Here is a 14,341-nt window from a genome sequence, read left to right on the forward strand (position 1 = left end):
TAGAATGCTTCAGGGGTCTACTTAATTTTCTAGAACAGCTTGGGCGTACAGAAGCCTTTGTGCGTCTGCCCTTGGCGTTGTGTAGGAAGCTCTAAACTTTAAAGAGGCTGAAGGGCTTGAATCACAACATGGGTGTCAATTAACATCAAAGGACTACCTTGAGAATCCACAAAGTAACCCTGTAAAAACGAGCCTAGTCGGGCAGGTAACATCGATGTCGAAACCGCTAACCGCTCTTGGGGGTCATAAACTTCAATGGTATTGACTTGCTCCACCAACAGCCCGACGGTTTGATTCTGGACTTGAACAAGCATCGCCATGCCAGAGTTACGCACACTTTCTCGCCGACACCAGTGTGTTGCTCCCAACAAACCTGCCAAATCGAGAATCCAGATAGCTTCTCCCCGCCAATTCATTATGCCTAACAAGAATTCTGTTACTTGCGGTACTGGTAAAATCTCGGTGAGTGCAACCTGAATTACTCCCCGCAAATCAGCTAATGGGAGTAACCCATTTACCTTTCCATTCAACGGAAATCTTAAAAACCTCTGGTTGTTTCCTTGGGGAGAGTTTTCAAGTCGAAATTGGCTATTAATGGGTAGCGAAGAAAAGCTATCATTGCCCTGTACCATTGCCCCAGTTTCCTTTAGCGAATAAATTTATTAACAGTCTGGAGCAAGGTATTTTCATCTACAGGTTTGACTAAATAGCCATCGGCACCACTCATAGTGCCCCAAGTTTTATCAACATCTGTGTTTTTAGTTGAGCAAATCACTACCGGGATTGCTTTTCTAATTTCTCTTTTTCAGCAGGAGTTGGGGAAACTGCTTGTCCGTGACTGTAATCTCCCCAAACACTGTCATGTAAAAGTGCCCGGAAATTTTGCAAATCCTGGAATAATACTTGAGCTTTTGCTGCCCGCTCTTGGCGGTATTTTTGCTGGCGTTGCCAGACATCTGTTTTTATTTGCAATATTTCAAATTCCCGTTCTACAATCTCTTGCTGAAATTGCTGCTGTTGTAACTTTCTGTTGTTGTGAAGGCTGGTAACAAAACTCCTCAAGTCTTGATGAAGCAAATCTGCTTGCATTTGAAGTTCTTGTTGAGTTAACTGTTTCCACTGGTTAACTTGTTGACGGCGTTCAGCAGTTATTTGCAATCGCTGCGATCGCTCTTGTTGCCATAAATTCTTGAGAGGCATCAGATGAAATATCCTATTTTGTTAACTAGAAATATTAAATAGGAGCCATGAAGACTCCCTTTTTCTAATATGGTGTTAAGCAGCAGATGGAACAGCAGCCTGAGATGTTAAACCAACTGCCTCAGCATATCTTAAGTAAGTTTCAACTGAAGCAATCACAATCCGAGCTTCTATTGATAGCAGTTCAATACCAACTAAAGAAACACGCACCCAAGCATCAACTACAATTCCTTTGTCCAAAATGCGGTCAATAACTTCAGCCAGACTTGAAGATGAGTTAACTTTTTCAACAGCCATTTTATTTTGCTCTCACAATTCTAATTATTGATTTCATCCTGCTCTGATTGAGCAGTAGGTAAAACTTACACAATGTGTTTTATTCTTCCTGGGTTTAGTGTTCCCAAAAATAGAAGATAAATATAAGAAAATAAAAAAATCATAAAAAGTTAACAATATTTTTTGTAACTGCCCAGGTAAAAAGGTAAAAATGATTCCTATCAAGGAAAAAATATGGTAGGTGTAAGCAGAAAATTTCCGGTGGCTTTGGCTGATTCGATTTTGCGGTTTCATTCGCCAATATCCGTTCTTTTTTTTCTACTGTTTATAAGCATGGTCTGAATCTTTTGGAAGTTATTACTGAGGCTTTACAAGGTAATGTCTCTGGTTTCCTTTCTTCAAATACTACCAGCTAGGCAGTTACTATTTTTTTATAAAAAAATTAAAGAAAAAATCAGCTCACCTTTATTTTTTCTGGAAAAGTTTTAAATCTTATTTTTTATAAATTTATCTGAGAGTATTTTTGAGAAAATGATAGGGTGGTAGAGGTTCGCTCAGTGCCAGTTGCCAGTGCGAACATTGTATCTGCCAGAGGGAAAATTGCTGCGTACTGAGCGTTGAATCGTTGCGCTGTGCCAAAAAGTGGATTTGCCGCACATCTGGCTTTTGAGTTTCACAGATAACATTTGTATATGTTTTGAGAATTAACTGGTTCAAAAGTTCCCACTGTTCGCATTGTTGTGTTTGAAATGCTTGCTGTGTTTGGTAGCGTTGTTTTTTAGCTAATAAATAGGCTTTTCCTCTAGCATCAATAGTGTCAGACTCATCAAGCAAATCACAAGCTGTAGCTTTTAAAGTGTACTCAACTTTGTCTGCTAGCTGAGTTAGGGTTTCTAGATATTGCTCTTGGTGCTGTTCTAGATGATTCAGCAGTTTCTCTACAGAGGTAAAACCGCTCCCAAAGCGTAGGGGAAGAAGGGGAGTTTGTTGAAACAGTTCTCGAATTACGCGATCGTGGTTTAATACAGCTTGAAGTAAATGCTCATCCTTTGCCTGTATTGCCTCTAGGGAGATTTCCGGCTCTACGATCGCGGCTAAACCAGAAGAGTAAACGAGTTCAATATTCCTTTCCATCCCTAAGGGTAGAACAAGCGGTGATGCGATCGGTACTAATAGAGCATAGGCGTATATTGACATAAGTAGGTCGGCGTGAATGTTTATCGTAGAGACAAGGCAGAAGGCAGAGACTATTCAGATTGATGCTGATTAGCAAGCATTTGGTATGTAACTTGGAAATCATCATTTATAATCTGAATCAAGCTAGAGTCGCTTAATCCCTGAGCGCGGTATCGACGAATTGCGCTTAAAGCTGCTTGATTGCTTAACAAAGCCAAGTCTGCCCCATTCCAGCCCTCGGTAACTGTCGCCCAAGTTTCTAAATCGACATCAACCAGGGGACGATCTAGATTGTGAACTCGTAAAATCGCTAATCGGCTGGCTCGATCTGGTAGATCGATTTTTATTTGTAAGTCCAATCTTCCGGCTCTAAGCAACGCAGGATCGAGCGCTTCTGGACGATTAGTTGCTCCTACTAACAATACTTTCGGGCATTCATGCAACCCATCCAATTCGGTGAGCAGTTGACCGACAACGCGATTGCTAACTCCAGAATCACCACTGAATCGTCCCCGTGCTGGTGCTAGGGTATCAATTTCATCTACAAACACAACGCAAGGAGCTGCTTGTCGAGCTTTGCGAAACAGTTCTCTGACTGCTTGTTCTGCGGCACCTACCCATCGGCTGAGTAATTCCGGGCCATTCACCGCAATAAAGTTGGCTCTAGCTTGGGAAGCGATCGCTTTTGCAAGTAATGTTTTTCCCGTTCCCGGCGGCCCCCACAACAGAATCCCACGGGGAGGCTTGGCTTTGGTTTGCTCGTATAGTTCGGGATAGAGAAGTGCGCCCTCAACAGATTCTTGAAGTTTTTGTTTAACATTATCCAAACCACCAATGTCATCCCAACTGACACTAGGTGCTTCAACTGCTACAGCCCTGAGAACTGAGGGTTTTATCTCCTTAATTGCTTCGAGAAAATCCTGCTGCATGATAGTCATGTTCTCAGGAATGGGACTGTTGAGCGAGGGGACTTGACGACGAAGGGCAATGTAGGCTGCTTTTTGACAAAGAGCTTTGATATCAGCACCGACAAAACCGACGGACAAATCAGCGATCGCTCCTAAATTCACTGAAGTCTCCAAGGGCATGGCACTTGTCAAAATCGTGAGAATTTCCAATCGTCCATCGCGATCGGGAACCCGAAAATGAACTTCGCGATCGAAGCGTCCCGGACGACGAAGCGCCGGATCGAGATAATCGGGACGATTTGTTGCCGCTAATACAAGTACGCCCTCGGTTTTGGCAAACCCATCCATTAACCCAAGCAATTGTGCCACTAGTCTTTTTTCAACTTCACCTTCCACTTGGCTGCGATCTGGGGCTAGACTGTCAATTTCATCTATAAATATCAGACAGGGAGCAGAACGAGTTGCTTTCTCAAAAATACTTCGTAAACGAGCTTCTGCTTCCCCGTAATACTTGCTCATCACCTCTGGGCCATTGATGGCAATGTAGTTTAACTCTAACTCTTCTGCCAAAACACGGGCTGTTAAAGTTTTTCCCGTACCGGGCGGGCCTACTAGCAAAACCCCACGCGGAGGCTCTAATCCTAATTTCACCAATAAATCTGGACGTTTAAGTGGAATTTCGACTAACTCTCTGATTTCTTTGAGAATATCAGCCAAGCCGCCGACATGTTGCCAAGAAGCTTTTGAGTTTGTTTTAGCTGATGGTGGGGTGACATCAGCATTATCCGTTGGTGTAGATGTATTGGTGGTGCCAACGGTGGAATTGGATTGGACTCGGCTGGAACTACTTTTTCTGGGAATATTGCCTTGCCGGGGAATACTACTGAGATGATGAGACTGAATTTGAATAGAAGTTTTTAACTCCCCTTTCTCTACTTTTTCTTCTAAAGCTTTGGCAATTTCTAATAGCTGTTCAAATCCTTTAAATATATCGTCCATTGATTTTACTTAAATAAAAGGCAGAGAAAAATTTAATTTCCATAGGACTTACGCAAAATAATTAAAAAACGAACCGCCAAGGACGCAAAGGACGCAGAGAAATAAGAGTTTTAGAGAGTTATTGCGTAAGTCATGTTTCCAAAAAATAAAAAGTTTCAATAATGTTTGATTCTCAATTTTTATTGCTGTTCAACAGGGAGAGGAATTAATCAGTTGGAATTGAATAATCGCAGACGAGCAAAGTTATACGGGGCAGTGAAATTGTTGTAGCGAATTCGCAAACGGTCTTCAAATTGACGATCGAGTGCTTCAACGTGTTCGCTAAATTGTGATTCTGCTTCCCAAGGAATTAGGTAGGCTGAATTGTAGATCATTGTGTCCATTTGGGGAGTATTTTCCACCACATCGATCGCAATGGAGTTGAGCGTGCCTTGAAATACATCTATAATGCCTTGCTTGCGATCGTTTATTCCCTGTTCGATCGCTTGCCCTATTTGGATCGCTTGTTCCATACTCAGGGGTTGACCCACTAGTTTATCCCTTTCGGTTTTGAGATTTGGGTGTTCTGCCAATAGTCCCTGAATTTCTGCATCAGTATCCCAAAAAACTTTGACACTCACTTCTCGGCAACCCGATAACTTCGCCAGCAATTGCGTCAATTCTTCTTGATGAGGACGAATTAATTGCTGTGAAACAGTTTCCCAGCTGGAAACCAAAAGTCCAAATTGCACGGGGAGTAAATTGCGATCGCCTGCTTGCATGATCTCCTCAAGGACTTTCTCATGACTTAGCAGGTTACGACGGCTGGCCAAATAACGCTCTTGCTGGGCTTCGGAGTAAATTACTGCAAAACCATCCAAAATTTTAATTTGTATAGGTTGCCGATCTAAGCCCTGTAAATTTAAGTTTTCTGGAGCCGGCAAGGTCAAAATTCCATAAATGTAAAAGCCATAACTCATAAGAATGTCTTACCAAGAAGAATGTAGATAAAAAAGTTACAGGGGTTTAGAGGTGAGTACTAATCTTAACTTGGCATGAACTAAGCTTAAGTGAGCCAGTCCTAAGTCCAAGTCACCTTCAACCACAACACCCGTATTTAATAGGCGATCGAGGAGTTCTAGAATAGAGGGTTGACTAGAGGTTTCGCCAGGGTAGTATCCCCCAGATTGGGGAAGTAAATTTCCCATTTCACCCAAGTTAATATTTAGATCGGCTGGGTCAATATCAAATATCTCGCAAAGCTTAACAACCTGTTGTTCAAGCTGTTGCAGGCTTTCGGCAGCTCGATCTAGCTCATAGTCGTTGAGGGTGCCAGCATCCATTCGCCGAATCACCTGAGCTTCCATGAGTTGACGTATCAGCTCGACAACCGTCAATAACAACGGTGCTAAACCTGAATCGGAACCTTTTGATTTGCTAATCGCCTGCATTCTGATGATTATTAGGATTGAGTACTTTGAGCGTTGAGCGATCGCAGTTCTGCTTCTAGACTGGCAACACGCTCTTGAAGTTGTTGATTAGTTGTTAATAAGGTGCGAGTTTGACTATTAAGATAGGGGTCGCTCTCCCACCAGTTAATTCCAATCTCTTTGGCTTTATCAACAGAAGAAATCAACAAACGAATCCGGATGTTGAGCAGTTCTGTGGAGCCTACGGAAATAGAAATATCTCCTGCGATCACAATGCCTTTATCCAGAACCCGTTCTAGAATATCTGCCAAGCTAGAACCCTGAGTTGCTGTGATAACTCCCCGATTAGTATTAGTACTCATTTGTTTATTAAATGACCAGAATCAAAAACAACTGTCTGTGATATGCTCGGCAGCTCGGCATTGCCCTGCATTTGTACTAATACTCCCTGCTCTCTGAGAGACTTGAGTGCAGCCACAATTTGACTGCGATCGATCCCTAATTCTACTGCCAATTCAGAGAAACGCCTTCCTGGAGACTTGCACAGGTAGTTGTAAACTTCATGCTCGTAAGGTACTCGTTGTTCCAATACAATCTGATTTGGGCTGTTTGGTATTATCTCTGCTGGCTGAGATTGAGTATTTGTACTATGATGCAATTCACTCAAAACCTCTTCTAGTAGCCGAGTTGCTTCTATCAGAGGTTGATTCGTGCGAGAAAGCAGGATATCGGCACAAATATCTTGGAAGCTAGGATCTCCAAAGTTTACGGAAATTTCGTGTTCGTGGCAAATTCTGGCAATCATCAGACAGGATCGCAATCCACCACCTTGTCCAGAGCCAGATCGACTCCAAAACGTCCGTACTAAGCGCACAATTACTTCTGCTTTCTCGGAATCTATGCCTGTTTTATTAATTACAATTTCCTGCTGAGTCAGTTCATCAGGTGTAGGTATATCGATGGTAATAACACGATCCATCAAAGCATCCTGAGTTGCATGAACTCCACAATACTCTTGAGGATTTGATGTTAAGATTGCCCGAAACTGAGGATGAACCCGGATATACTCGGCTCGATGTTGGTTTGTTGGCAATACTAACAACCTCTCCTCAAGTACGGAGAGTAAAACGTTATTTACCTCCGGGTGCGAACGATTGAATTCGTCGTAAACCAGCGTAAATCCTTCTTTACAAGCTAGGGTTAATCGTGCATCAACCCAGTGTTGTCGGAGTTCATCCTCAACTTTGACAACGCTGTGGATGAAGTTATCAACAACCTTTTTGCGGGTATAACCTAATTGATTACCAATCAAGTCTGAGGTTTTAAACTCATCATCTCCAAATAAAAGGATGATAGGCTGATTGAGCAAATCAGCTAGATGCATTGCCAGAGTAGTTTTTCCGACTCCGGCTGAACCACGTAAATGTACTGAAAAACCTGACTGTAGATAGCGCAAAGCACGTTGAGCAATGCGTTGAATAGCAGGTGTATTGACAAATCGCTGCAAAGATGCATTTAATACTGTTGTCAAACTATAAGTTCCTCCTAAATAGTAATATCATGCAAAAGTAATTTTTTTTACATCATAAATATCAAATACAGATGTCAATAAGCTTTAACTGGACTCAAATCCAACGCATTTTGGCATCAACACAAGACTAGTAATGTTTAATATCTATGTCATCAGCATAATTACGGTCTTGCGAGGATAGCTTAATAATCCACACGAGTGTAAATAATATGGTTCTGCGCTTCTTACTATTACCGATTACTGGCCCATTAATGGGGGTAACGTGGCTTGGGGAAAAAATTTTAGAGCAGGCGAATACTGAAATTGATGATAAAGAAAATCTCAGCAAGCAGCTTCTTACACTCCAACTTGCTTTTGATATGGGAGAAATTTCTGAAGAAGAGTTTGAAATTCAGGAGGAAGCTCTTTTATTAGCAATTCTGGAAGCAGAACAGGAGGAACGCAATCAGGCACAAGAGTATTGAAATTCTTTCCTGGCTTGTGTGATTTATTGCTTTAACTAACGTGCGCCTCCGTTGGAGACTCACGTTAATTTAAAAAATGTTGTTAGCTATTATACTTAAGTAAATTATGCTTCTACTATACAAGTATTAATTTAATGGAAGCTTTACCCGATAATTGGGCAGATATTCAACCTGATACTGTATATCTTTCAATCAGTGGTCTGCTAGTTTCATTTGGCAGTGAACAAATAAAGCTGGGACTAAAATACGATCGGAAGGGGAAACATTTAAAAGCCATTGAGAAAGGGCTTGTACCTCCTCGTGGTAATGTTGGGTTAGTGGCTTCCCAAGAATCTGGCTACGATTTGAAATCTAAAGTCTTAGGTAAAGGTGGCGACCGCCGATTTCATGCAAAATTCATTGATGGTATATTGTACTTCCCTGGTTTGGTAACAGAACATTGAACCCACATAACTATGACAAGACTCGAATTAAAAAATCATCAAGTTTGGCAAGATTTAACTGAAATATTACAAAACTTAGATGCTAATCTTCTTGTTCAAGAACATCTTGACCAGTGTGATTATAAAGTGTGTGGTTATTGGGATGAACAAGATGAATATTATGAGAAAATTACGTTACCTCGTACCCTAGAAGCCGAATTAGTTAGCAGTTCAATAGGCGTTACTCACAAGGAACGTTTTTTACAACTAAAGTTTTTGCTCATAGCTGATGCTATTGATAATACGAAAACTGCAAGTAGCAATGCTCAAAAACTTGGTGAATTAGTTCTTGTTTATAATGAAAATCTAGAATTTATTGATGAGAATTGGCTTTTAGATGTCGATTCTCCATTCCTTGTGAAGCGATCTGGCTAATTTTAGGGAATTGAGTATAACTAAGAACTTCAACAATCCTTCAACAGTAAATTTTTGTTTTTTGTACTTCATGTTTTTACACATTTTATATAATGATTGAAATTTTAACTCCAGAACGAAAAGCCTTGGCTCCCCATTATCAAGATAAGTGGATAAATATTGCGCTATCTACTGAAAGAATAGATGAAGAAAAGGCAGAAAATGCTATTAAACAAGCTTATGCTCTAATTAATTTATCTGAACCAGAAGTGATTTTTTGTGATAGTCCACTAGAAGCAAAAGAAATTATACTAGCATCTTACAAACTAGGGCGTGGAGTCTCTAACCAATTTAATATCAAGCTTTTAGAGCAACTCAAAGAAGAATTAATAAACAGAAGTGCATATGAAATCAGTAGATTTCTAGAGGTTTGGGAAGAAAAGCTAGAAGAAGAACTTTCTAGTAAAATCTGGTTTTATGTAATGCTGCATTCAGAAATAGAGAAACATATATATGAGCCTTGGCTGAGAATAGAACAATGGGTAAGCTATGGTAGTTGCTTTGACTTTTGCATTTCCATTTTAGACTTAGCTCATTCCAAGAAAATCTGGCAGATTTTTCAAGCATTAGTTAGTTATTGTGGCTTAATTATCCCTTTTGAGCAAATAGCTATAATTTGCAATCGTCCTATTAAAATCTCTTTCGATAATCAACAAAGACTTCATGCTGAGGGTAAAGCTGCTGTGCAATTTGCTGATGGATTTAGCCTATACGCTTCTCATGGTGTAATAATAAGCGAAGAATAAAATTCATTATCAGAGACAACAATCTCGACAGCGCAAGGAAGTAGCGAAGAATAGACAAGCTGAAATCTTAGTACTTAGTATTCCAGTGTTATAGTGTTGAATTTTGGTGTATTGTTCTCTAAGTCAGTATTTGCTTGCTGGTGAGTCTTGTCTTCTTCATCAATAATTTGACTATTTAAAATAGCAAGACGCTGCTGAATCTGATGTCGGCGTGCCTCGAGTTTCTGTAGTTCCTGCTCTAAACGCTCTTTTTCTACCATTATTTTGTAAGCATTTAAGTAAACTTTTGCTTGAGAACGTTGAGGAGGCATTGAGCTAATTTTGGCTGGAATTTGTCTGCGGTTTGGAGTGCGTTGCATAATAAATTTTTCTTTGGATATGAAAGTATTTAGTCTAATTAGCAGTTAAAATAAACAGGCTCCTGCTGCTTGAATGCGTTCTAAAGGCTGAACTGAGCGAGGAAGCACTGGTAAGCGAATCATTGTCAAACCTGGAAAACTTGCCTCGCAATCATTCCGGCTCACACGATCGCAATTAATATTTGCTGTAGAAGTAAAGCGGTTGAGAACAAGGTAATTCTGGCTCACACCTATTTCTTGCAGAGATTTGAACAAGCGATGTTGTTCGGCAAGTACGCTAGCCTGGTTAAGCGTAACTCCGATGAACTCTGCTTGCTGTGGGTCTTTTAGCACTTTTTGGGCTTTGACGACACGCTGTCGCAAAATTCGTAAACGCCCCATAAACTCTGTACGACCAAGGACATTTTGATACTTGATCCAGAGTTTGAAAATCCAAGCTAGCCAGTCTGCCAGTGCAGTTGGCATTTCTAGAAAACGCAGAAGATGACCTGTAGGAGCAGTGTCTAAAATAATCAAGTCTTCTTCTTGTTGTTCTAGCAATTCCATTACTGTTAACAGGGAAAGCATTTCATCAATCCCTGGTAAAGCTTGCTCGACAATTTTGCGCCAAGCGACAGGAGCATAGGCCATTTCAATAGCTTCGCTTGTTTGGGTTTCGCCACTCATCATTTCGGCCAGTTCCCACAAGTAATCGGCTCTGAATCGATCGAGAATGCGATCACTATCCACTTCCTGACCTCGAAGATTGGCAGTTATTTGATATGGTTCGTGTCCTAAACTCAGACCAAAGGCATCACCCAAGGAGTGGGCTGGATCGATAGAAACTATGCGAATTTTACGCTCAGGATATTGTTGAGCCATAGCCCAACCAATCGCAGCTGCTACTGTGGTCTTGCCTACTCCACCCTTACCGCCAATTAGTAACAGGCGACGACCTTTGCTCAGAAAATCTCCAAAGCTAGGAGGAATTTTTTCAGGCCATTGAATTGGGAGTGGATGAACAGGAGATGGCGGTTCCAGCTGAGGAATATGGATTTGGTTGATGAGATGCTTCAGGGCTACAATTCCCAAAGGTTCCTCATCTTGCTGTGGCACAATAAACATCGGCTTTCCGCTAGCAAGAGCCGTATACTGACTGATGAGCGGTTGTTGTTCTTGGTAACGATCTGGGTCAGTCGCACTGGCAAGGACTTGGTTAACAAACAACCCTCCGCAAGGAACCTGCATGGTTTGTAAGGCTTCTAGGAATCGTTTTGATTCCAACCAACTCATTGGTTCAGCGATCGCAACTAACAAGCAAGCTGTATGGGTGGGATCTTGAAGCAGACGACGACCTTGCGACAATTCAGCTTTCAGGGTTTGCAAAAACTCGTCAGCGCGATCGGGTGTGTAACTTCCAGCAAAGGTCTTGCTAATATACCGATGCTTTTCTTGAAACAGTTCAAGAGAGTGGAGGAAAGTGTCTAAAAAGTCCATCAATCCAAACAAATTGAGAGTATGACCGCTAGGAGCCATATCTACTACTACTCGATCTACCTGCTGCTCGTTAAAAAGCCGTTGGATCTCTAACAAGCCCATCAACTCGTCCAGTCCAGGCCAATTTAAATCCCAAACTGGAAGCAAGTCTTCTCCTTCAACAAAACTACCGCGCTCTACTAACAGTTCTAACACCTGACCATAACGTTCTTTAAACTCTTGTAGCAGACGCTTTGCATCCAACGCCCTTACTAGTAGATTGGGTAGTTCCGCTATGGGACGAGGAATGTCATCAACGCTAACTTGTAAGACATCTCCAAGAGAGTGAGCTGGATCGGTTGAGATTAAAAGAATTTGCTCATTGACAAATTTCTGCGCCCAACGACATGCAAAGGTGCAGGAGATTGTCGTTTTTCCGACTCCACCTTTGCCGCTAAACATAGCAAGGTGTAGGTTGTCAAAAAGTTCCATCCTGTTTGTCATTTCCGGCGTTCTAGGATAAAGTTACTACATATTTTTGAAATTTACTTAAGTAATTTTGCTGAATAAATCTATTTAAAACCTTAATCTTTCACAGATGGGATTTACAAAACTTCTATCCTATAGGGTGACGACAGGGAAAGCTTCACAAGAGAATTTGTAATTAATTTTGTTGAGGTACTTACAAAGGTTAGCCGAGGAACTATAACTGAGGTAAAGATTTAGCCAGAGGTGTCCAAAGGTAAGGAGATAAGATGGTTAACAGTTCTGAAGGCGATATAAATATTGGGTGTAATGTCCAAGGTATTTCTGAATACGACTTTTTTTCTGACATTAAGTCTGAGGACATTCATCCTTGTCCATTCAAAACAGACTCTCCCTACTTAGGACTAAAAACTTTTGAAATTAAAGATAAAGACAAATTTTTTGGTCGGGAGGAGTGGATTGCTAATCTGGGCGATCGCTTAAAAAAAGATAATGTACTCTTGCTTTTAGGAGCATCAGATAGTGGCAAATCATCATTGATTCGGGCAGGCTTAATTTTTTATTTAGGCTCTAATAAAAATTCATTAATTAATATAAGTTTTCGCCCAGATGAAAATCCTTTTAAATCTCTTTATCAGTGCCTTGCTTTTACTTATGGTAAAAAATCGCAGTTAGCCGATATTGCTCGAAAAATTAGAGAAGATTTGCTAATTCAAATTGTCACATTCCTCAAACAAGATTATCAGTGCGTTCTGATTTTTATTGACCAATTTGAAGAACTATTTACGAAAACTCAAAAGCCGGAACGCGATAAATTTGTTGCTAGTCTGTTTCAACTGATCCAGCAGCAGGATAGCTCTGTCAAAATTGTTTTAACAATGCGCTCTGATTTTTTGGATAGATTTAGTGAGTATCCCCAACTTGCGAAGATTCACGATCGCTATAGCTGTATACTCACTAGAATGAGCGATGGCGAATTAAAGTTAGCGATCGCTGAACCTGCTGCTAGAAATGGCGTTACCTTTGAACAAGGATTAGTTGAGCAAATTATTCATGATTTTCACCAACAAAATGATTATTTACCACTTCTGGCATACACCTTAGATGTGCTGTGGAAAAGGGAAAATCTTGCAAACCGGGTTCTGAAAACAAAGACTTATAAAGAAATAAAAGAGCAAACGTTTGGTTATTTAAGCGAACAATCTAATCGATTTATTAATACTAGTGTTGGATGGCACGAGCGCCAGGAACAAGAGATTCAAAAGTTAAACCTTGCACTGACTGAATTAAAACTGCGCGAGCAATCCGCCAGGGTTTTGAATTTACTTCCTGTCCAACCGCTAGAGGGTTTGGTGTTGGCAATTCAAACAATGGGTGAGAATCTAGAGAAATACCCAAACCAGCTTCTAGCTTCTGTTTTGGGAAGCTTAAAGGAAGCAATGAACACACCCACAGAGGCAAATAGCTTGCGCGGACACGAGGGAGAGGTGAGTTGTGTAGCCTTTAGTCCTGATGGCAATTTTATTGCCAGTGGCAGTAGTGATTCTACGGTGTGCTTGTGGAATATCATTGGCAATCCTACTGCTCAATTTTTGTTGGGGCACGAGCAAGAGGTTAATTGTATAGCCTTTAACCCTAATGGCAAGTTTATTGTTAGTGGCAGTATTGACGGAATTTTGTGTTTATGGGATCTACAAGGTAATCTCATTACTCAACCGTGGCAGGGACATGAGGAAGGAATTATTTCCGTCGCCTTTAGCCCAAATGGCGATCGCATTGTCAGTGTTGGTTTTGACGGAACAGTGTGTTTGTGGGATTTAGAAGGTAACGCCATTACTCAACCTTGGCGCGGACACAAGGAAGGAGTTATTTCCGTCACCTTTAGCCCAAATGGCGATCGCATTATCAGTGTTGGTTTTGACGGAACGGTGTGCTTGTGGGATTTACAAGGTAACACCATCACTCAACCCTGGCACAAACATGAGGCAAAAATTATTTGCGTCGCCTTTAGCCCCGATCGCAAGTTTATTGTCAGTGGTAGTAGTGATTCTACAGTGCGGTTGTGGGACATCCAAGGTAATTCCATCGGTCAACCTTGGCACGGACATGAAGGACATGTAAATTCTGTAGCGTTTAGCCCTGATGGCAAGTTTATTATTAGTGGTAGCTGCGATCGGACAATACGCTTGTGGAATATCAATGGCAACCCCATCACTCAACCTTGGCGCGGACATGAAGGACAGGTTAATTCCCTAGCCTTTAGCCCCGATGGCAAGCTGATTGTCAGTGGTGGCGATCAAACTGTGCGTTTGTGGGAGCTAGATCAAATACTACAAGATCGGGTCAACGGGCGATCGCAGCGCAAATATGAGAATTGGGTAAATTCTGTCGCCTTTAGCCCTGATGGTCAGTGGATTGTCAGTGCCAGCAATGATT

16 protein-coding genes are annotated in these 14,341 nt (G+C 41.3%); 5 read left to right on the top strand and 11 right to left on the bottom strand.

The annotated features are described in order from the left end of the window. Positions 1 to 98 precede the first annotated feature (98 nt). From ACFE93_RS02275 to gvpN, 9 genes are all read right to left on the bottom strand, one after another. Positions 99 to 632, bottom strand: a complete 534-nt coding sequence (locus ACFE93_RS02275) for a chemotaxis protein CheW (protein WP_375471829.1) — start codon at positions 630 to 632, stop codon at positions 99 to 101. A 142-nt stretch (positions 633 to 774) separates the two neighbouring features. After that, a complete protein-coding gene (locus ACFE93_RS02280; protein ID WP_375471830.1) occupies positions 775 to 1,200 on the bottom strand; it encodes a hypothetical protein in 426 nt (141 codons plus the stop codon). Between the two features lie 75 nt (positions 1,201 to 1,275). Next, the gene (gene gvpA, locus ACFE93_RS02285) at positions 1,276 to 1,497 is read right to left on the bottom strand and encodes a gas vesicle structural protein GvpA (protein ID WP_163931998.1); all 222 of its coding nucleotides are present in this window, start codon (positions 1,495 to 1,497) and stop codon (positions 1,276 to 1,278) included. A gap of 486 nt (positions 1,498 to 1,983) precedes the next feature. Next, complete coding sequence (locus ACFE93_RS02290; protein WP_375471831.1) at positions 1,984 to 2,673, bottom strand: GvpL/GvpF family gas vesicle protein; 690 nt, start codon at positions 2,671 to 2,673, stop codon at positions 1,984 to 1,986. A gap of 50 nt (positions 2,674 to 2,723) precedes the next feature. Next, the gene (locus ACFE93_RS02295) at positions 2,724 to 4,559 is read right to left on the bottom strand and encodes an AAA family ATPase (protein WP_375471832.1); all 1,836 of its coding nucleotides are present in this window, start codon (positions 4,557 to 4,559) and stop codon (positions 2,724 to 2,726) included. Positions 4,560 to 4,768: 209 nt separating this feature from the next. Beyond that, entirely contained in the window at positions 4,769 to 5,518 is a 750-nt protein-coding gene (locus ACFE93_RS02300) for a GvpL/GvpF family gas vesicle protein (RefSeq protein WP_375471833.1), read from the bottom strand. A gap of 36 nt (positions 5,519 to 5,554) precedes the next feature. Next, the gene (locus tag ACFE93_RS02305) at positions 5,555 to 5,989 is read right to left on the bottom strand and encodes a gas vesicle protein K (RefSeq protein ID WP_375471834.1); all 435 of its coding nucleotides are present in this window, start codon (positions 5,987 to 5,989) and stop codon (positions 5,555 to 5,557) included. A gap of 11 nt (positions 5,990 to 6,000) precedes the next feature. After that, the gene (locus ACFE93_RS02310) at positions 6,001 to 6,330 is read right to left on the bottom strand and encodes a gas vesicle protein (protein WP_375471835.1); all 330 of its coding nucleotides are present in this window, start codon (positions 6,328 to 6,330) and stop codon (positions 6,001 to 6,003) included. Further along, a complete protein-coding gene (gvpN, locus tag ACFE93_RS02315) occupies positions 6,327 to 7,499 on the bottom strand; it encodes a gas vesicle protein GvpN (protein ID WP_375471836.1) in 1,173 nt (390 codons plus the stop codon). The genes ACFE93_RS02310 and gvpN overlap by 4 nt, the downstream gene beginning before the upstream one ends. A 209-nt stretch (positions 7,500 to 7,708) precedes the next feature. Here gvpN and ACFE93_RS02320 point away from each other — a divergent pair, with 209 nt between their 5' ends. The 4 genes from ACFE93_RS02320 (at position 7,709) to ACFE93_RS02335 (ending at position 9,605) form a co-directional block, all read left to right on the top strand. Next, positions 7,709 to 7,963, top strand: coding sequence for a gas vesicle protein GvpG (locus tag ACFE93_RS02320; RefSeq protein WP_375471837.1), 255 nt, complete (start codon positions 7,709 to 7,711; stop codon positions 7,961 to 7,963). A 134-nt stretch (positions 7,964 to 8,097) separates the two neighbouring features. After that, on the top strand, positions 8,098 to 8,406 hold the full coding sequence (locus ACFE93_RS02325) for a hypothetical protein (protein ID WP_375471838.1): 309 nt from the start codon (positions 8,098 to 8,100) through the stop codon (positions 8,404 to 8,406). A gap of 12 nt (positions 8,407 to 8,418) precedes the next feature. Beyond that, positions 8,419 to 8,820, top strand: coding sequence for a hypothetical protein (locus tag ACFE93_RS02330; protein WP_375471839.1), 402 nt, complete (start codon positions 8,419 to 8,421; stop codon positions 8,818 to 8,820). 92 nt (positions 8,821 to 8,912) lie between these two features. Next, complete coding sequence (locus ACFE93_RS02335; RefSeq protein WP_375471840.1) at positions 8,913 to 9,605, top strand: DUF6745 domain-containing protein; 693 nt, start codon at positions 8,913 to 8,915, stop codon at positions 9,603 to 9,605. A 74-nt stretch (positions 9,606 to 9,679) separates the two neighbouring features. On the opposite strand, the gene ACFE93_RS02340 is transcribed toward ACFE93_RS02335, so the two are convergent. Both ACFE93_RS02340 and ACFE93_RS02345 read right to left on the bottom strand, forming a co-directional pair. After that, entirely contained in the window at positions 9,680 to 9,964 is a 285-nt protein-coding gene (locus tag ACFE93_RS02340) for a hypothetical protein (protein WP_375471841.1), read from the bottom strand. 45 nt (positions 9,965 to 10,009) lie between these two features. Further along, a complete protein-coding gene (locus ACFE93_RS02345; RefSeq protein WP_375471842.1) occupies positions 10,010 to 11,911 on the bottom strand; it encodes an ArsA family ATPase in 1,902 nt (633 codons plus the stop codon). 263 nt (positions 11,912 to 12,174) lie between these two features. On the opposite strand from ACFE93_RS02345, the gene ACFE93_RS02350 reads away from it, so the two are divergent. Then, positions 12,175 to 14,341 (top strand): NACHT and WD repeat domain-containing protein (locus tag ACFE93_RS02350; RefSeq protein ID WP_375471843.1); only part of this gene is annotated, 2,167 nt, incomplete at its 3' end.

The organism is uncultured Nostoc sp., from assembly GCF_964247315.1.
In the GTDB taxonomy this organism is placed as follows: Bacteria; Cyanobacteriota; Cyanobacteriia; order Cyanobacteriales; family Nostocaceae; genus Nostoc.